15 protein-coding genes are annotated in these 18,346 nt (G+C 65.5%); 5 read left to right on the top strand and 10 right to left on the bottom strand.

The genetic code is table 11. The annotated features are described in order from the left end of the window. Entirely contained in the window at positions 1-669 is a 669-nt protein-coding gene (gene gmk, locus C8J36_RS06965) for a guanylate kinase (protein WP_132533961.1), read from the top strand. On the opposite strand, the gene rsmA is transcribed toward gmk, so the two are convergent. From rsmA to lptF, 6 genes are all read right to left on the bottom strand, one after another. Further along, positions 666-1,505 (bottom strand): 16S rRNA (adenine(1518)-N(6)/adenine(1519)-N(6))-dimethyltransferase RsmA, encoded by an 840-nt coding sequence (gene rsmA / locus C8J36_RS06960; RefSeq protein ID WP_132533635.1) that lies wholly within the window; start codon positions 1,503-1,505, stop codon positions 666-668. The genes gmk and rsmA overlap by 4 nt on opposite strands. Continuing rightward, positions 1,505-2,557: a 4-hydroxythreonine-4-phosphate dehydrogenase PdxA gene (gene pdxA / locus C8J36_RS06955; RefSeq protein WP_132533633.1), complete on the bottom strand. Its 1,053-nt coding sequence runs from the start codon at positions 2,555-2,557 to the stop codon at positions 1,505-1,507. The genes rsmA and pdxA overlap by 1 nt, the downstream gene beginning before the upstream one ends. Before the next feature lie 10 nt (positions 2,558-2,567). Next, positions 2,568-3,533, bottom strand: coding sequence for a peptidylprolyl isomerase (locus C8J36_RS06950; RefSeq protein ID WP_062594848.1), 966 nt, complete (start codon positions 3,531-3,533; stop codon positions 2,568-2,570). Between the two features lie 192 nt (positions 3,534-3,725). Next, entirely contained in the window at positions 3,726-6,059 is a 2,334-nt protein-coding gene (locus C8J36_RS06945; protein WP_132533631.1) for an LPS-assembly protein LptD, read from the bottom strand. Beyond that, complete coding sequence (gene lptG, locus C8J36_RS06940) at positions 6,059-7,135, bottom strand: LPS export ABC transporter permease LptG (RefSeq protein ID WP_062594850.1); 1,077 nt, start codon at positions 7,133-7,135, stop codon at positions 6,059-6,061. Before lptG ends, C8J36_RS06945 begins: the two co-directional genes overlap by 1 nt. A 4-nt stretch (positions 7,136-7,139) precedes the next feature. Then, complete coding sequence (gene lptF, locus C8J36_RS06935; protein ID WP_132533629.1) at positions 7,140-8,309, bottom strand: LPS export ABC transporter permease LptF; 1,170 nt, start codon at positions 8,307-8,309, stop codon at positions 7,140-7,142. A 400-nt stretch (positions 8,310-8,709) separates the two neighbouring features. On the opposite strand from lptF, the gene C8J36_RS06930 reads away from it, so the two are divergent. Genes C8J36_RS06930 through C8J36_RS06920 form a run of 3 tightly spaced genes read left to right on the top strand, consistent with a single transcriptional unit; the run spans position 8,710 to position 11,125 of the window. Next, entirely contained in the window at positions 8,710-10,197 is a 1,488-nt protein-coding gene (locus tag C8J36_RS06930) for a leucyl aminopeptidase (protein WP_132533627.1), read from the top strand. 26 nt (positions 10,198-10,223) lie between these two features. Continuing rightward, the gene (locus tag C8J36_RS06925) at positions 10,224-10,685 is read left to right on the top strand and encodes a DNA polymerase III subunit chi (RefSeq protein WP_132533625.1); all 462 of its coding nucleotides are present in this window, start codon (positions 10,224-10,226) and stop codon (positions 10,683-10,685) included. After that, on the top strand, positions 10,682-11,125 hold the full coding sequence (locus tag C8J36_RS06920) for an OsmC family protein (protein WP_132533623.1): 444 nt from the start codon (positions 10,682-10,684) through the stop codon (positions 11,123-11,125). Before C8J36_RS06925 ends, C8J36_RS06920 begins: the two co-directional genes overlap by 4 nt. Before the next feature lie 58 nt (positions 11,126-11,183). On the opposite strand, the gene C8J36_RS06915 is transcribed toward C8J36_RS06920, so the two are convergent. Further along, a complete protein-coding gene (locus C8J36_RS06915) occupies positions 11,184-12,113 on the bottom strand; it encodes a Gfo/Idh/MocA family oxidoreductase (protein WP_132533621.1) in 930 nt (309 codons plus the stop codon). Between the two features lie 168 nt (positions 12,114-12,281). On the opposite strand from C8J36_RS06915, the gene C8J36_RS06910 reads away from it, so the two are divergent. Beyond that, the gene (locus tag C8J36_RS06910; protein WP_132533619.1) at positions 12,282-13,136 is read left to right on the top strand and encodes a GNAT family N-acetyltransferase; all 855 of its coding nucleotides are present in this window, start codon (positions 12,282-12,284) and stop codon (positions 13,134-13,136) included. A gap of 6 nt (positions 13,137-13,142) precedes the next feature. Here the strand turns inward: C8J36_RS06910 and C8J36_RS06905 are convergent, their stop codons facing one another. The 3 genes from C8J36_RS06905 to C8J36_RS06895 all read right to left on the bottom strand — a co-directional run bounded on the left by C8J36_RS06905 (position 13,143) and on the right by C8J36_RS06895 (position 18,307). Continuing rightward, positions 13,143-15,206 carry a prolyl oligopeptidase family serine peptidase gene (locus C8J36_RS06905; protein WP_132533617.1) on the bottom strand — a complete coding sequence of 688 codons (2,064 nt, stop codon included), beginning with the start codon at positions 15,204-15,206 and terminating at the stop codon, positions 13,143-13,145. 55 nt (positions 15,207-15,261) lie between these two features. Beyond that, complete coding sequence (locus C8J36_RS06900) at positions 15,262-17,145, bottom strand: ABC-F family ATP-binding cassette domain-containing protein (protein WP_132533615.1); 1,884 nt, start codon at positions 17,143-17,145, stop codon at positions 15,262-15,264. A 76-nt stretch (positions 17,146-17,221) separates the two neighbouring features. Continuing rightward, positions 17,222-18,307 carry a GGDEF domain-containing protein gene (locus C8J36_RS06895; RefSeq protein ID WP_165914975.1) on the bottom strand — a complete coding sequence of 362 codons (1,086 nt, stop codon included), beginning with the start codon at positions 18,305-18,307 and terminating at the stop codon, positions 17,222-17,224. Positions 18,308-18,346 lie beyond the last annotated feature (39 nt).

Here is an 18,346-nt window from a genome sequence, read left to right as displayed (position 1 = left end):
ATGCGCCCCGCCGAAACACCGAAAAAGGCCTCCGACATTTCCCGCCGTGGCCTGATGCTCGTCATTTCCTCGCCTTCGGGCGCAGGCAAGTCCACGATCGCGCGCAATCTGCTGGAAGCCGATCCGGAGATGAGCATCTCCGTCAGCGTCACCACGCGCAAGCGTCGCCCGAGCGAGATCGACGGTCGTCACTATCATTTCAAGACGATCCGCGAATTCGAAGGCCTGCGCCAGACGGAGGCCCTGCTCGAATGGGCCGAGGTGCACGGCAATTTCTACGGCACGCCGCGCGATGCTGTGGAGGAGGCGATGTCGGCCGGCCGCGACATGCTCTTCGACATCGACTGGCAGGGCGCCCAGCAGTTGCAGGAGAAGATGGGGGGCGACGTCGTCTCGATCTTCATCCTGCCGCCGACCATGGGCGAACTCCAGTCGCGGCTGCACCGCCGGGCCGAGGACACCGAGGAGGTCATCGCCACCCGCCTCGCCAATTCCCGCGCCGAGATCGAGCACTGGGTCGAATACGACTACATCGTCGTGAACGAGGATCTGGACACGGCCTTTGCCGCCGTCCGCGCGATCGTCGAAGCCGAGCGCCTGCGCCGCGACCGCCGCCCGGGCCTGTTCGAATTCGTCAAGGATTTGCTCACGGAAACGCCGAAACTCTAGAGCCAGTTCGCCAAGCGGCAGAACTCTTCCACCGACAACGTTTCCGCCCGGCGCTGCGGGTCGATCTCCGCCTTGGCGAGAAGGGTCTCGCCGCCGAGCGATTTGACGCTCTGGCGCAGCATCTTGCGCCTCTGGCCGAAGGCGGCGTGCGTCACGCGTTCCAGGGCGGACAGGGAGCAGGGGATCGGGTTTTCGCGCGGCTCCAGATGCACCACGGTCGAGGTGACCTTGGGGGGCGGCGTGAAGGCCTGCGGGGGCACGTCGAAGGCCATGCGCGCCTCGGTGCGCCAGCCCGCGAGAACGCCGAGCCGGCCGTAATGGTCGTTCGTTTCGTCGGCCACGATGCGCAGGCCCACCTCGCGCTGGAACATCAGCGTCATCGAGGCGTAGAAGGGCGGCCACGTCTCGGCCGTCAGCCAGTTGACCAGAAGCTGCGTGCCGACATTGTAGGGCAGGTTGGCGATGATGCGGATCGGTCCTTCAGCGCCGGACTGGCGCGCCAGTTCCGCAAAATCCACTTTCAGCGCATCGCCCTCGATCACCTCAAGGCGGCCCGGATAATGGTCGGAAATATCGGCGAGCGCCGGCAGGCAGCGACTGTCGCGCTCGATGGCGATCAGCTTGCGCGCGCCGAGCGACAGGATCGCGCGTGTCAGGCCGCCGGGTCCGGGGCCCACCTCGATCACCGTCGCGTCTTCGAGGGAGCCGGCCGTGCGGGCGATCTTCTGCGTCAGGTTGAGATCGAGAAGGAAGTTCTGGCCGAGTGCTTTCTTGGCATCCAGCCCATGGCGCTGGATGACGTCGCGCAGCGGCGGCAGTCCGTCGATGGCGGCCATCAGGAGGCGCTCTCGAGCGCGGCGCGCTCGGTATCGGCGAGTTCCCGCGCCATGCGAAGCGCCGCGACCAGACTGTCCGCCCGCGCGACGGTGCGCCCGTCCGCCCTCTGTCCGGCAATGCCGAAGGCCGTACCGTGGTCCGGCGAGGTGCGGATGAAAGGCAAGCCGAGCGTTACATTGACGCTGTCGTCGAAGCCCAGCGCCTTCGCCGGGATCAGCGCCTGATCGTGATACATGCAGAGTGCGGCGTCGTAGGTCGCGCGCGCCCGGTCGTGGAACATCGTATCGGCCGGCAGCGGGCCGACGGCATCGATTCCCTCCGCCCGCAGCCGCTCGACGACCGGCCGGATCACCGCATCGTCCTCGAGCCCCAGCGCACCGCTCTCGCCGGCATGCGGGTTCAGCCCGGCGATCGCAAGGCGCGGCGCGGCGATGCCGAAGCGGGCCTTCAGATCGGCAGCGGTGATGACGGCCGTGCGGTAGATGAGGTCGCCCGTGAGAAGCGCGGGCACGTCCTTGAGCGGGATATGAATCGTGACGGGCACGGCCTTCAGCTTCGGCCCCGCCAGCATCATGATCGGCAGCAGCGGCCTGTTGCGCGCGACGCTGCCAAGCTCGGCCAGAAACTCCGTGTGTCCCGGAAAGCGGAAGCCTGCGGCATAGAGCACGGATTTGGCGATCGGATTGGTGACGACGGCGGCGGTCTGCGACGCCAGCGTCATCTGCACCGCCGTCTCGATGGCACCGATGATGGCCGGCGCATTGGCGCTGTCGGCCGCACCGGCGATCACGGGCGCCGGGCAGCGTATCGGGAACACGGGAAGGCTGTGGGCGAAGAGCTCCGCGGCCGAGCGGTGGTCCGCCTCCGACAACGACACGTCGATGCCGAGCAGGCGCGCGCGTGCGGCGAGCGCCTCGGGGTCGCCGATGAACAGGAAAGGAGCAAGCCCAAGCTCCTCGCGGCGTGCCCAGGCGTCCAGCGTCACATCGAGCCCGATGCCCGCCGGATCGCCCATGGTCAGGGCAAGCGGCGCCCGGGTCTCGTCTGTCATGATGGTCCGGTTACTTCGTGACGATCTGCGCGCGCTTGCGCAGTTCTTCCATGTATTTCACACTGTTGGGGTCTTCGCCGCCCTTCTGCTTGCCGAGATCCTCGGCGCGGAAGACGACTTCGGCAGCCAGATCGTCGGAGACCTGGCGCTTCTTGCAGATGCCGAGATATTCGACGCCCTTTTCGGTGACGCGGGTCGTGGTCGTCTTGCCGTCACCGGCCTTCTCGACCAGCGGACGCCAGTCCTCGGGAATTTCCTGCACCATCATGCGGCCGAGATTGCGGATGGAGACATCGCGCATCGTCGCGGCGAAGGTTTTTGCATCGTCGCAGCCCGGATAGGACGCGCGCGAGGCATTGGCCTCAGCCTGCCGCTTGCCGATGATGGCGTTACGCTTGGCCGCGGGCACCACGAAGATCACCTGCTGCAGGAAGTATTCGGTGGTCACCGGCTTGGTGCCGCCATTTTCCTGCATGCGGCGCACCAGTTCCTCATTCGACAGGCGTCCGCCGCCGCTGCCGAAGCGCACGCGGACCGCGCGCGGCCAGCTCATGGACACCGCAACGAAACCCTTGAAATGGTCGAGGCCGACGCCGGCCTGCGAGAGAACCTGGGACAGCTGGGCGATGGTCAGCTTGTTGCCCGCGGCAAATCGCTGAACCGCGGCATCGACTTCATCGGTGCTGACGGACTGCTGGAGACGCAGCACTTCGGCGCGCTTCAGCGCTTCGTCGATCATCTGCTCGCGCGCCGTGCTCGGGTTCTGGCGCTGCAGCTTCAGGAAGGCCGCGCGCTTGGCGATATCCCCGGTCGTGATCACGGTTCCGTTGACGACGACGGCCACCGCCGTGCCCGAACCCGCTGCGGCAGCGGGCAGGGTGGTCGGAAGGCAGAGCGCACCGGCAAGCAGACCCGCCCGCAGGATACCGGCCACCATTCGCACTGACGATCGCTTTTCGACGGTTCTGTTGCCCATCAGACATCCCCTTCAGAGCGAGCCGCACGGTGAGGGGACTCGCAACGCTCCATGAAGCGCCCTGCCAGCGGCCGCGCTTGTTTCCCGCTGGATGCATAAACCATGCGGCCGAATGATGACAAGCCCGCAATATGGCGGGAATGCCGCCGCCATGGCGGCCGCATCCCCGTTGACGTCGCACGCCCGCTGCCGTCAGTCCAGCGCGTTGAACGAGCTGTCGCCCACATTGATGTCGCCGAGCGTGCGGAACGAGATCCGCGCACCGATCGACCAGTCATTGGCCAGCGCCTGGTCCGGGTCGCGCTCGTTCTTGTAGACGAGCGAGAACAGCGTGTCCTGGTCGTCATAGGTGATGCCGAGGCCGTTGCGGGTGACGAGGCTGTTGTTGATGTCGTAGGTGACCGAGCCGAACACCGACCAGTACTCGCGGAAGCGCCAGGCGGCCGCCGTTTGGATTTCATCCTGGTCGAAGGGCGAGCCGTAGGTCGGCTGTGCCTTGATGCTGGTATAGGTGATGGCCGACTGCCAGGAGATGCCCTCGTAGCCGACGGCAAAGTCCGTCCGGCGCAGATCGAGGCTCTTCTCGTCCAGCCGTCCGCTCAGGCTTGCCGTGAAGCCGGAGGGCGCGTCGATGCCGAACATGCCGACATAATCGGACCGGTCCGTCTCGAGGCCGCTGTCAGCCCCTACCTTCACCAGATCGTCGGTCGCAAACGAGTTGACGCCGCCGAGGTGGAAGGACTGGCCGACGATGCTGCGAACGCCGTAGCCATTGCCGAGCGTTCCCGTGTAGCGCATGCCGAGATTGGCGCGCGAGCCGCCCTCGATGCGGTCGAAGCCCGAGAACTTGTCGCGCTCGAACAGGTTGGTCGCGTCGAACACGAAGCTCTGCGCGTCCTCGTTCGGAAGGCTGCCCGGATTGCTCTCGTCCGGACGGACATAGACCTGCGCGATCGGCTCGAAAATGTGGCTGCTGTTGGCGGTCGCCATCAGGATCGGATAGCGCGCCTCCAGCCCGGCCGTCACCATGCCGCGCGTCGAGGCGTCGTCGCCATTGTAGTCGCCGGTATAGGTCGGGCCGGGATTGTTCATCGTCAGGCCGAGGATATCGCCCCGCGCCGCCAGAAGCGGCGTCAGCGACAGGCCGCCGGGCACGATGAAGGTCTTCTTCCACTCGGCTTCCGCCGACAGGCGATGCGCCGTGCCTTCGAGGCCGCGGAACCGGTCGACGCCGAACACGTCGACGGAGTCTTCCCGGTTGCGATTGACGTTCGTCAGGTTGACCGTGGCCGACAATTCGCCGCCGGCAACCGCCTGGGGCGCCGTGTAGTCGTAATCGAGAACCTGGGCATAGGCCTGCTCCCGCTCGGCCACGCTGTCCGGATCGGCATCCTGGATGTCGAAATAGAAGGCGCGCAGGTCGAAGTAATTGCGCGCGCCAAGGCCGGTCAGATAGGCCTGGTTCGTATGCGTCGTGCCATCGAAGGTCGAGAGCTCGTAGGTCTTGGCAAAATTGTTGTCGGTCTGGACGAGCACGTCCCAGCCGAACGACCAGCGCGGATTGATCTTGAAATCGCCACGCGAGCCGACGAGGCCGCGCTCCGTTTCCAGCGCATCCACGGTTCCTTCCGTGAACGAGCCGCGGTTCATCTGGCTGATGCCCGCCATGCGCAGCACATGCTGCCCGGTTTCGAACTGCTGGCGGAATTCACCCTCCAGCAGAAAACCCTGCCGCGAAAGGCCCGTCGCCGTCACGGTCGCATCCATGGTGGGCGAGATCGCCCAGTAATAGGGAACGCTGACGCCGGCGCCGAGCTTCTGGGTATAGCGGAATTTCGGGAACAGGAAGCCGCTCTTGCGCTTCACGGTGCCGTCGGGAACCTCCAGAACCGGCAGGTACAGGATCGGCTTGCCGAACAGCTCGAAGCGCGCGTTTTCCAGCCGCACCGTGTGCGTCTTGCCGTTCTGGATGATGCGCTGCGCCTTGATGTGCCAGAGCGAGCGATAGTCCGGATTGGTCGCGCAGGGCGTGCAGGCGGTGTAGACCGCCTGGTTGAGGATGATCTCGTCGCCATTGCGTCGCTCGCCGTTCACGGCGGCAAGCTTGGTCAGGTCGGTCGTCTCGACGCGCATGGTCTCGATGAAGCCATCGGCGAAATTGTCCGTGACGTCCATCTTCTCGGCATAGATCTTGTTGCCGCTCGGCTCGATCAGCTCGATCTGGCCGGTCGCGACGATACGGCCGGTCTTCTGGCTGTATTCGACCTGCTGGGCGACCATCTGGTAGCCGCCATAATTGATCTGCACGCCGCCGCGCACGATGACGCGCTCGGCATCGCGATTGTACACGAGATCGTTCGCCGACAGCACCATCTTGGCATCGTCGGGCAGCTTGGGTGCAAGCGTCGTCGGCGCGGACTGGGCCCAGGCCGAGCCGGATGCGACGGGGGATACGGAAAGGCATGCAACGCTGGAAAGCAGTACGGCCGCCAGTAGCCTTGTATGATTGCGGTCACAGCCCGCCACTAGCCATCCTCCTGATGCAACAAAATCGTGGACCCCAGCGCCATCGCGACAACAACCGGCAACCAGGCTGCAACGAACGGAGGCAAGATGCCGCTGCTCCCAAATGCTCTGACCAGTACGGTCACGACATAAAGCACGAAGCCTGCCAGGATTCCACCGAGAATTACCGAACGCGACTGGTGGAAGCGGCTGAATTTCAGCGACACGCTTGCAGCGATCAGCGTCATGGCGACGAGAAGGAGCGGCAGCGACAGCAGCGAGTGAAGCTGGGTCTGCATGCCATAGGTCGGAAACCCGAAGGATTTCGCGATCGAAATTTTATGTGGCAATTCGAAAAACGGAATGGATTCAACTTTATCAAGCGATTCCTGAACGAATTCCGCCTTCAGATTGGTCGGCAGTCGTGCCGTTTCGTAACGCTTCGGCAGCACACCGTTGCGCGTTTCGGTCACGCCGTTAAGCAACCAGTAACCGTCTTCGAGTTTTGCCGTGCGCGCATCCTGTCGGAAGACGATGCGGCCCTGCTTGTCGAGATGGATCACCGTGACCGTCACGAGCGTCCGGCCCTGGTCCTCGACGGCCCGCGCGCCGATGATGCTGTCGTCGTCGCCATAGATCTGGCGCAGCCACGGGATGGTCTTCGACCCGCGGGAGGACGAGCTGCCCCAGTTCGTTTCCAGAAGCTCGGCGCTGCGCGAGCCCCAGGCGGCGATGGGGTTGAGGATCGCGACCGAGAGCGCGCCGAAGAGCAGGGCGCCGATCACGAAGGGCTGCAGGAACTGCCAGGCGGAAATGCCCGCGGCCCGCGTCACCACCAGCTCGTAGCGCCGGTTCAGCGCGATCAGCGTCACCATGCCGGCAAACAGCGCGATGAACGGCACCGTCTGCTGCATGATCATGGGAATGCGCATGGCCGTCATGAGCAGCGCGCCGGCGAGCGAATAGCCCGGCAGGTTGGACATGCGGTTGGAAAGCTCGCTGAAATCGATGATGAAGACCAGCGAGAACACGCCGATGAGGAACCAGCCGATCGTCACCATGAAGCGGCGAAAGAAGTAGATCTTGAGCGTGCTCATCGGATCAGCGCGCCTCCCGGTCGGAATTGCCGAAACGCAGCAGGCGAATCCGGCCGGTCAGGTCGGCAAACTTCTCCTGGAAGGTTTTGGGAATCACAAGCCGCTTGTTGCTGGAGAGCTGGCGAATGCACAGGATCGTGGTGATCGCGGGGATGATGTACATCAACGGCACGAACAGTCCGGTATCCTCCGCCCCGTTTGCCGCATAGAAGGTCATCCAGCGGAACAGCAGCATCAGCAGCAAAGCGGTCGCCGTCGGGTGCAGGCGGGCCTCGCGGTGCGAGCGCGCGTCGCTGCTGACGACGAGGGCAATCAGCGCGAAGATGATCGGGAAGGTCCACTCCGTCAGCCGGCGGTGCAGCTCGGCGACATAGGTCTGCGGACGGCGCTGATAGTTGCTGTCGGCGGGGTCGGGATGCAGAAGCGTGAAGAGATCCTGGTCCTGGGCGCGCAGGGTGGCCGCGCCGACCTTGCGGGTCATCTCGGTCAGGTCGAAGGCGTAGCTGTCGAACTTGATGATGGAAACGCCGCCGTCCGGCAGCTTCCGGTGAACTTCGCCGTCCTTCATGACCAGGGCGGAACTCGCCTCGTCGATGGCGCCCTCGCGGGCATAATAGACGAACTCGACATTGGGGTCGCGCGCATCGCCGACGAAGATGCCGGTGAGAACGCCGCCGCCGCGCCGCCCGCCGATCTGGATGTAGAGGCCGTCCGCGATCTTGCGGAACGTGTTTTCCTGCACCACCGACGAGAGCAGGTCGGCATTGGCGCTCGCGATCATCTGGCGCACCTCCTGGCGCACCACCGGCTCCACGAAGTTGTCGACGGTGAAGGAGATCGCGCTCACGGCAAGAGCCAGGCCGAGAATCGGTCGCAGGATGATGCCGCGGCTGCCGCCGGCTGATTCGATCACCGTCAGTTCCGAATCGCTGTTCATCGTCGCGAGCGCCTGGGTGATGCCGATGGCGAGCGCGAAGGGGAGGACGAGCGGAATGACGGTCGGAAGAATGAGGGTCGCGAGCTGGACGAACGCACCGATCGACTGGCCGGTATCGGTCACCAGATTGATGCGCTGCAGCGCCTGCGTGGTCCAGATGATGCCGAGAACCGGCAGCAATGCCGACAGGAACATCTGCACGACACGGCGGAAGATATAGCTTTGGAGAATGGTCATCGCAGCCTGTTCCGGGCGCAGGCCGGCGCGGACGGGTCCGTCCGGCGGGCTGCTCTGGCGCATGAGCGCTGTTGGGCTTTGATCATCATCGATATCGCAGTAGCCAAGTTACTGAGGGCCCGCAACGCTCACACCGTCATCGACGCCTAGATTTTCCCATTTGGTGTCTTTTTGGTGACGCCTCGACCCGCGCCGGCCACGTTGTCGAACGGGCGCGTTTCGGGGCATTGGCAACGGCGGAGGCAAACGGTCTGCGGGTTTCGCTTGGCCTTTGCGTTCCGTCACGCTACGTCGGTAGCGAAGACGCGATGAACGGTTGCCGACGTCGTGCCTGTGGAAAATCTTACCTTTGGGACGGTGCCCGGCTGAACGTCTGGGCTGCGGGAGAATCGGAGCGAAAATGGCCGGAATGTTCGAGATTGTCTTCAAGGAGCAGCGCAAGAAGACGGAAGGCACGGTCCTGTGCCTCATCGCTGCCGAGCACGAGGCGGCGGGTGCCGCGACCGTCGATCCCGCCGGCATCATCCCGCGCGCCGCCAAGGCCGGGAAGTTCAAGGCGCGCGCTCTCTCCACGCTCGACATTCTCGCACCCGAAGGCTCGCCGGCAGACCGGATCCTGCTTCTCGGGCTTGGCGATCCGCAGAAGCAGACGGCGCACGACTGGCTGAAACTCGGCGGCACGGCGTCCTCCAAGCTGCGCGGCGCGGGCGAGGCCACGGTGTTCCTGGATGCGCCCGGCGTCGAGATCACGCCGAAGGCGGCCGCCGACTTCGCGCTCGGCATGGAGTTGAACGCCTACCGCTTCGACAACTACAAGACGACGAAGAAGCCCGACGAGGAACCGACGCCGCAGCGCACCAAGGTAACGATCGTCACCGCGATCGCCGACGTGGCCAAGAAGGGCCTGTCCCTGTCCGAGGCCGTCTCGGACGGCGTCTTCATCGCCCGCGACCTCGTCAACGAGCCGCCGAATGCGCTCGGCCCGATCGAGTTCGCCGCCAAGGCCAAGACGCTCGAGGAGCTCGGCGTCGAGGTGGAGATCCTCGGCGAAAGCGAGATGAAACATCTCGGCATGGGCGCTCTTCTCGGCGTCGCGCAGGGCTCCGTGCGTCCGCCGCGGCTCGTCGTCATGCGCTGGAACGGCGGCACGAAAAAGGAAAAGCCGGTCGCCTTCATCGGCAAGGGCGTCGTGTTCGATTCGGGCGGCATCTCCATCAAGCCGGGTGCCGGCATGGAGGACATGAAGGGCGACATGGGCGGTGCCGCCGCCGTCACCGGCCTCATGCACGTGCTGGCCGCCCGCAAGGCGAAGGCGAACGTCGTCGGCATCATCGGCCTGGTCGAGAACATGCCGGACGGCAACGCGCAGCGCCCGGGCGATATCGTCACCTCGATGTCGGGGCAGACCATCGAGATCATCAACACCGATGCCGAAGGCCGGCTCGTGCTCTGCGATGCGCTCTGGTACTGCAACGAGCGCTTCCAGCCGCGCTTCATGATCAATCTCGCCACGCTGACGGGCGCCATCATGGTCGCGCTCGGCAGCCATCATGCCGGCCTCTTCTGCAACGACGACGCGCTGGCCGCCGAGATCACGCAGGCGGGTCTCGCGACGCAGGAGCGGGTCTGGCGCATGCCGCTCGGCCCGGAATACGACAAGATGATCGACAGCAAGTTCGCCGACATGAAGAACACCGGCGGGCGCTATGGCGGCTCGATCACCGCGGCGCAGTTCCTCAAGCGCTTCGTCAAGGAAACGCCCTGGGCGCATCTCGATATCGCCGGCACGGCCATGGGCTCGCCGAACGACGAGATCAACCCGTCCTGGGCCTCCGGTTACGGCGTGCGCCTGCTGAACGAACTGGTGCGCGCGAACTACGAGAGCTGAGCAAACCTGGAAGGCATGAGCCCGACGTGACGGACATCCTGTTCTATCACCTGACCGAATCGAAGCTGGAAGATGCCCTGCCGCCGCTGGTCGACAAAAGTGTCGAGCGCGGCTGGCGGGTCGTCGTCCAGACGGCGGACGAGGAACGGCGCGACAGGCTGGACGAACAGCTCTGGACCTTTCGGGAGGACAGTTTTCTCCCGCATGCCACCGATGAGGGCCCGCATGCCGCCGTGTCGCCGGCAGACCAGCCGGTGCTGCTGACGACCGGCGACGGCAATGCCAACAAGGCGACCGTCCGCTTTCTGGTGGACGGCGCCGTGCCCCCGGATCTCGCCGCCTACGACCGCGTCGTCTTCATGTTCGACGGCTACGACCAGCCGCAGCTGGAAGGCGCGCGCGCGCAGTGGAAACGGCTGAAGGGCGAAGGCCACGCGCTGACCTACTGGCAGCAGACCAGCGAGGGACGGTGGGAGAAGAAGGCGTGAGCGACGCGCCGGAAACGCCGCCGCTCAAGGCCCGTATCCGCCCGACGGGCGTCACCGCAAGCGTCGGCCGCACCGGCTTTCCGCATCTGACCAGCTTGACCGGCGGTACGCTCGATATCGTCACCGGCGCCTCCCAGCCCGGCTTCAATCCCATCGATCTTCTCTACGCCTCGCTCTCCGCCTGCCTCGTGCTGAGCGCCCGCATCGCCGCGAGCCGCATGGGCATTCTCGGTGCGATCACCGAGATCAGGGCGGAGGTCACGGGCGAAAAGACGAAGGACGAGCCAAGCCGCATCGCCCGCTTCGACGTGGTGTTCACGTTTTCGGGCGATCTGGATGCAGCCACCCGCCATCGACTGGCGGACGCCGCGGAGGAGATCTGCACCGTCAGCAACACGTTGCGGCGCGATACCGCCTTCGACATCCGCCTGACGGATTGAGCGCAGGGCAAGGGCGGCCGGTTGATCGCAATCGACCGGCCGCGCCGCCCGGCCGATCTCAATCGTGAAACGCTTCGACCGTCTTGCGGCTGCCGAGCATGAAGATGTCGGCGATATGGCGCAGCGGTGCGACATCGACCTCGGAACGGCCCGAGCGGACAAGATCGTGGAAGCGGGCATAGAGCGTCGGATATTCTGTCTCTTGCTCGTCGGCGCGCATGACGCCATCGACCGAAAGCCGCGCGCCGCCATTGCCGAGAATCATCGTTCCCGCATCGGTCTCGACGATGATGTCCCAGCGATCGTCGCTCGACTGGCGGCGCCAGTCCATGTCGGCGGTCACGGGAATGCCGGAGGCGCTCTGGAAATCGATCTGGGCGGCGATCGGCGCATCGCGGTTTTCGGGGATTTCGAGCGTCGAGCGGATGACGAAGACCGGCATCGGCAGGATATGCGTCATGATCGAGAGGGCATTGATGCCGGGATCGAACACGCCGAGGCCGCCGGCTTCCCAGATCCAGTCCTGGTTCGGGTGCCAGCGCCGCACGTCCTCGTTCCAGAGGATATCGACGCGCGAGATGGTCTTGTCGGCGAGAAACGCCCGGGCCGGCTCGACCGCGGGTCCGAAGCGCGAATGCCAGCTGGTAAACAGCGTGACGTTCTTCTCCTTCGCCAGCGCTTCGAGGATCGCGACCTCGCTCAGCGTCGCACCCGGCGGCTTTTCCAGGAACACGTGCTTGCCCGCATCCAGCGCCTTGTGCGCGGCATCGAACCGGACCCGCGGCGGCATGCAGAGCGAAACCGCCTCGATCTCCGGCATGGCCGCCAGCATGTCTTCGATCGAGGTGAAATTCTCGACGCCATCGACGCTGCCGTGCCGGCTTGCAGCGGCAACCAGCCGGTATCCGGGATTGTTGTGAATGGACGGCAGATGCTGATCGCGTGCGATCTTGCCAACGCCGACGACAGCAATAGAGATGGGGTTCATGGTGTTCCGCCAGATTGTATGACTTATGTCCGGCTTTGTACCAGAAAGGCCGGGGCGGGCAAGGCGCTCCGGCTGTTCGATACGGACGCTTTTCGCGCCACGTCCCGAAAGGCGACGCCGGACCGGACCGGCCCGATCAACGCTTGCAGAACAGACAGAGGAGATCGCATGGCCCCGACGATACGCACCGCCACCCGACCGGAGATCGACCAGATCATCGAATGGGCCGCGCGCGAAGGCTGGAACCCCGGTCTCGACGATGCAGGCGCCTTCCACGCGGCCGATCCGGACGGTTTCTGGGTGGCGGAGGAGGGCGGTGCGCTTGCCGCCGCGATTTCGGTCGTTCGATTCGGGCCCGATTACGCCTTCCTCGGCTTCTACATGGCCCATCCCGACTTTCGCGGACAGGGGCTCGGCTATGCCCTGTGGCAGGCGGCCTTGTCCGCGCAGGGGTCGCGCATCGTCGGCCTCGACGGCGTCGTCGCCCAGCAGGCGAGCTACCAGCGTTCGGGCTTCGTCTATGCGCATGCCAACATGCGCTATGGCGGCACGCCGCAGGTCACCCCGCCGCCCGGCACGGATCTGGTCGAGGTCGCGCCGGTGCATCTGCCGCTGCTGGTCGCGTACGACGCCCGCTTTTCGCCCGCGCGTCGCGACGTCTTCCTCGGCCAGTGGCTGAAGGCGCAGCCGACCCGCCAGAGCGTGGCGCTGCTGCGCGGCACCGAGATCCAGGGCTATGGGACGATTCGCACCTGCCGCGAGGGCCAGAAGATCGGCCCTCTGTTTGCGGATACGGAGACCGGCGCCGATCTGCTCTTCCGCAAGCTGGTCGCGACCGGCCTGGAGATGGGCGGCGACGGTCAGATCTTCCTCGATATCCCCGAGCCGAACGGGGCCGCAAAGGCGCTCTGCGACCGCTACAATCTCAAACCCGTGTTCGAGACGGCCCGGATGTATCGCGGCGCGGTGCCCGATCTGCCGCTCGCCCGCATCTTCGGCATCACGACCTTCGAACTCGGATAGGCTGCGTCACGCCTCCGGCGTCATGATCGTCTGCCGCAGGAAGCTGTAGCCGGTCGCGACGCGGGCGGCGGAGGCCGCCGTGTCGCCTTCGCCGCCATGGCCGCCGGAGGTGAACTCGTGGAAGACGGGATCGTGGCCGAGCTCTCGAAGCTGCGCGGCAAAGCGGCGGGCATGCGAGGGATGCACCCGGTCGTCATTGCTGGAGCTTTCGATATAGATCGGGGGATAGGCAACCTCCGCGGCCGGGCGCACCGCCTGCAGCGGCGAATAGGCCAGCATCGCCTCGCGGTCCTGCGCATTGTCGGGATCGCCATATTCGTCCATCCAGGCGCGCCCGGCCGGAAACGTGTGGAAGCGCAGCATGTCGAGCACCGGCACCTGGCACCAGACCGCGCCGAAGAGCGCAGGGTACCGCGTCAGCATGACCCCGGTCAGAAGCCCGCCATTGCTGCCGCCATTGCAGGCGATGTGCCGGGGCTTGCTATAGCCGCGGGCGACGAGATCCCTGGCGATCGCCGCAAAATCCGCAAAGGCCCGGTGCCGCCCTTCGCGCTTGGCCGCGCGGTGCCATTCCGCCCCGAATTCCCCGCCGCCGCGGATATAGGCCTGCACATAGGCGCCGCCCTGGGCCAGCCAGCGCCCGGTCACGCCGGAGTAATAGGGCTGCAGCGGCACTTCGAAGCCGCCATAGCCATAGAGGAGCACGGGGAGGGCGCCCATCTCGAACGTTGCGGGCAAGACGAGCCGATACGGCACCGCCGTCCCGTCCTCGGACGTCGCTTCCAGCAGCAGGCTCGACATGCCGCTCGCATCGAAATAGCTCGGCGAGGCCGCGATGGGCTGAAGCACCAGCGGCCTCGTCCGGTCGGAAAGCGCGAGCCTGTAGAGCGTCGGCGGACGAAGGAAGCCCTGTCCGGACACGATCAGCGTGTCGTCGCCCAGATGCAGGTCGGAATAGAGCGGATAGTAGGACAGCGTCTCCACGCCGTCGGGCAGTGCCAATTCGAACGGCTCGGCCTCCGCATTGCCGAGATCGAGCAGAAACAGGCGCGGCGTCATGGTGTCGGCGATGGTGAAGACGCACCAGTCGCGCAGCAGCGCGAAATCGGTGCAGAACCGGCGGTCCGACGGCGTGAACAGCACGCGCGCCGGGGATGGCGGACGGTCGCTGCCGAGGCGAACAGGCAATTCCTGCAGCACCAGTGAGCCGCTCGGAACGCGCTCGTCCGTCTTTGCCCGCCACAGGCAGAAGCGATGGTTGAAGCCGGCATCGCTCTCGCGCGGGATATCGACCGGCACCGGCGGTGCGGCGTTTTTCGTGACCACATGGCTCGCCGTGCCGATCGTGTGGACCGCCGTGAAGATCGCCAGCCGGTCGTCTGCCGAGAGGCCGTCGCTCTGCCCGGCCATCTCGGAGCCGTAGACCGTCGCATACGCGGTCACGTCGCTGTCATCGGCGGCAAAGACCGTCTCGGCCGACGCCACATCCTGCCCCCGCGCCACGCGCCGGCCGACCCGCGGCCAGCTCGACTGGGTGGCCGACGCCCGGTCGATCGAGCCGAAATAGAGGATGCTGTCGAGGCTTTCCCAGCTGGCGTGCGAACGCGCAAGCGGGGTCTCGAATCCACCCGTGACGAAGGAGAGGCTCTTGCAGTCGAATTCGCGAAAGAGGCGCAGGTCCGATCCGCCGTCCGAGAGCGACAGGAGAACGCGCGAGGGCTCCCACGGGCAGGTGACGGCGCCGCGCCAGATCCAGGTCCGCCCGGCCGTGGCGTTATAGGCGTCGAGATCGAACATCGTCTCCCACGCCGCTTCCGGCACGGGGGCCTGGTCTGCCGGCAGCCTCTGCCAGACGCCCATCGGGTTGCGTGCGGTCTTGCGAAACGTCGTCAGCCAGTCGCCGCGCCGGGTGAAGTGGATCAGCTTGTCTTCCCGCTCCATCATCGCCTTGAAGGCCGCGGCATCGGCCGCAAAGGCCTCGGTCTTCAAAGCCGCGTCCGAGCGTGCGTTCTCGCGCGCCACGAAGTCGAGCGTGCGGGCATCGTCGTCGGTCTCGAGGTAAAGGTGCATGGGGGTCTGCCTTTCCGTGGAAGCCGGTCTCAAGGTATGAAAAGAAGGCGGACCGTCAGCCGGCCATCGCCTCCTCATATTGTGCGGACAGGTCCAGCCATTGCTCCTCGGCCGAGCCCAGCTTCGCCGCCGTCTCGCCGCGCTGCTTCACCTTCTCGGCGGCCTTGGCGGGAAACTTCTCGTAGAGCACCGGGTCCGCAAGTTCTGCATCAAGCGCCTGAATCTGCTTCTCAAGCTTTGCCGTCAAGGACTCGAGATCATTGATCTTCTTGCGCAGCGGCGCGAGCGTTGCCCGCTTCTCCGCATTCGCCTTGCGCTGCTCCGCCTTCGACGTCGCGTCCTCGATCACCTCAGGTTTTTCGTCTTTTTTTTTGCCCGAGGAGACGATGAGGCTGCGATATTCCTCCATATCGCCGTCGAAATTGGTCACCGTGCCGTTGTTGACCAGCCACAGCCGGTCGACGGTCGCCTCGATCAGGTGCCGGTCGTGCGAGATCAGGATGACGGCGCCGTCGTAATCGTTCAGCGCCTCGATCAGCGCGCGGCGGCTGTCGATGTCGAGATGGTTGGTCGGCTCGTCGAGGATCAGGAGGTTGGGGTGATGAAAGGCCGCAAGCCCCATCAGCAGGCGCGCCTTTTCGCCGCCGGAAAGGTCCTTGGCCGCCGTCGACATCTTCTCGGTCGCAAGGCCCATCTGCGCCACGCGGGCACGGACCTTCGCCTCGGCAATGCCCGGCATCAGCCGGCGGACATGCTCGACCGGCGAGTCCGCCGGCACGAGATCGTCCATCTGGTGCTGCGCGAAGAAGCCGATCTTCAGGTTCGGCGCCAGCTTGATCTCGCCGCCATCCGCATCGAGCCGGCCGGAGACGAACTTCGCGAAGGTCGATTTGCCGTTGCCGTTCGAGCCGAGCAGCGCGATGCGGTCGTCATTGTCGATCCGCAGCGTGATGTTCTTCAGGATCGGCTTGCCCGTGACATAGCCGACGGAGGCGTTCTGCAGCTGGATGATCGGCGAAGCCGGCTGCTTCTCGGGAACCGGAAAGGTGATCGGCTGGACATGGTCCTCGATCACGGAGGCGACGGTGCCCATGCGCTCCAGCGCCTTGACGCGACTTTGCGCCTGCCGGGCCTTCGACGCCTTGGCCTTGAAGCGGTCGATGAAGGATTGCAGGTGCTTGCGCGCCGCATCGTTCTTCACCTTGGCCTTCGCCTGCAACTCGTTCGCCTCGGCGCGCTGGCGCTCGAACTGGTCGTAGGAACCGCGATAGAAGGTCAGCTTCTGCTGGTCGAGATGGATGATGGCGTTGACGGCGGTGTTCAGCAGGTCGCGGTCGTGGCTGATGATGATGACGGTGTGGGGATAGCGGCGGATGTAATCCTCCAGCCACAGCGTGCCTTCGAGGTCGAGATAGTTGGTCGGCTCGTCGAGCAGCAGCAGGTCCGGCTCCGAGAACAGCACGGCGGCCAGCGCCACGCGCATGCGCCACCCGCCCGAAAAGGACGAGGCCGGACGCAATTGCGCCTCGTGGTCGAAGCCGAGGCCGGCGAGGATCGACGCGGCGCGCGCTTCGGCCGAATGCGACTGGATATCGGCGAGCCGCATCTGGATATCGGCGATCCGGTGGGGGTCGATCGCCGTCTCGGCTTCGGCGAGCAGCGCTTCGCGCTCCTTGTCGGCCTTCAGCACGATCTCGATCAGCGGCTCTTCGGTCCCCGGGGCTTCCTGCGCCACCTGACCCATGCGGGCATTCTTGGGAATGGAGATCGATCCGCTCTCGCTTTCCATCTGCCCGGTGAGGATGCGAAACAGCGTCGATTTGCCGGCGCCGTTGCGCCCCACGAGGCCGGCCTTCGTGCCCTCGGGCAGCGAAATATTGGCGTGGTCGATCAGGAGGCGTCCGGCGATGCGGGCCGAGAGATTGGATATCGTAATCATGCCGGCGTTTTGGCCGATGTGGGGCCGGAAGGCAAGAGAAGCCGCCGGCCGGATATGCCGGCCGGGCAGGCGGCCTTCACGCCTCCTGCAGACCGGCGATCTGCGCGCACATCATCGGTGTGCAGCGCAGGATGCCCTGCCGCCCGTCCGTCCGCACCATGGTCAAGGCCATCTCCGCATGACGCATGAGGTCCCGCGGCCCGCCGACCGTGGCGGTCGTCGCGATACCGGCCGAAAGCGACAGCGTCTGGCCGGCGAATTCGCGGCTGGGAAGACGGATCTGCAGCGACTGAATGGCATCGCGGATGCGTGTGGCGATGGCCTGTGCGTTCTGTTCGCTGACATCGTGCAGCAGGAAGCCGAACGTGTCGTAGCCGATCCGGGCGACGACATCGCTCTTCTTCACCGACTTGCGGAAGATGGCGGCGCATTTCTTCACGGCCTTGGCGCCGACCTCCGGCCCGTGCCGCTCGGCCAGCGCCCGCAAATGCTCGACGCTGACGAGAACCAGCGCGGCCGGCTTCGTCGTCACGTCCTGCTCGTCGAACAAGGCGGCGATCGTCATCGACAGCGCGGCGCCGTTCGGCAACCCGGACAGGCCGTCGCGAAGCGCGGCCCGCTGGTCGGCCGCGATCTGCGTCTGCGCATCACCGAGCGTCGCCGCCGTCGTCTTGACGGCGTCCGCCAGACGCTTTTCGCAGGTGCGCAGATGCGCCAGCGTCTGTTGAAGCGTCCGCGCCTCGGCGGCAAAATCCGACATCGACATCACCGGATCCGTGTCGAGCCTCTGGAGGAAAGCGTCCAGCGAGGCGAGTGCGTCCGTCATCGGCCGGCTTTCCCGCGAGATCGCCGACGTCATGGTGTGGATCGCCGCGATGGCCATCTGCTGGGCCGCGCCCAATTCCTGGGCCAGATATCCCGGCAGCTTGCGCTTGAGGCCGATCGCATCGAGCGCCTTTTGCGAGGGGGCGTTGCCGAGCGCCGCGAGATCGCTGGAAAGCGTGGCGGGACTTCCCGAGAACGCGGCGTGAAACAGCTCGTAATTGCGCGGCAAGGGCTCGACGCCACGTTGCGCCATGGCCTGCGCAATCCGCTGGGCAGTGCCGTGGGGCTGTTCGGGGAAATGTCTCTCAAGTTTCGACGCCATGCCGCTGTAACTCATCTGTTCTTTCATCGCCGAGCCCCACCCCCTCCTGCGTTG

Source organism: Rhizobium sp. PP-F2F-G48, from assembly GCF_004342335.1.
Taxonomy (GTDB): domain Bacteria; phylum Pseudomonadota; class Alphaproteobacteria; order Rhizobiales; family Rhizobiaceae; genus Ferranicluibacter.
This window is presented reverse-complemented; position numbering and strand designations above follow the sequence as displayed.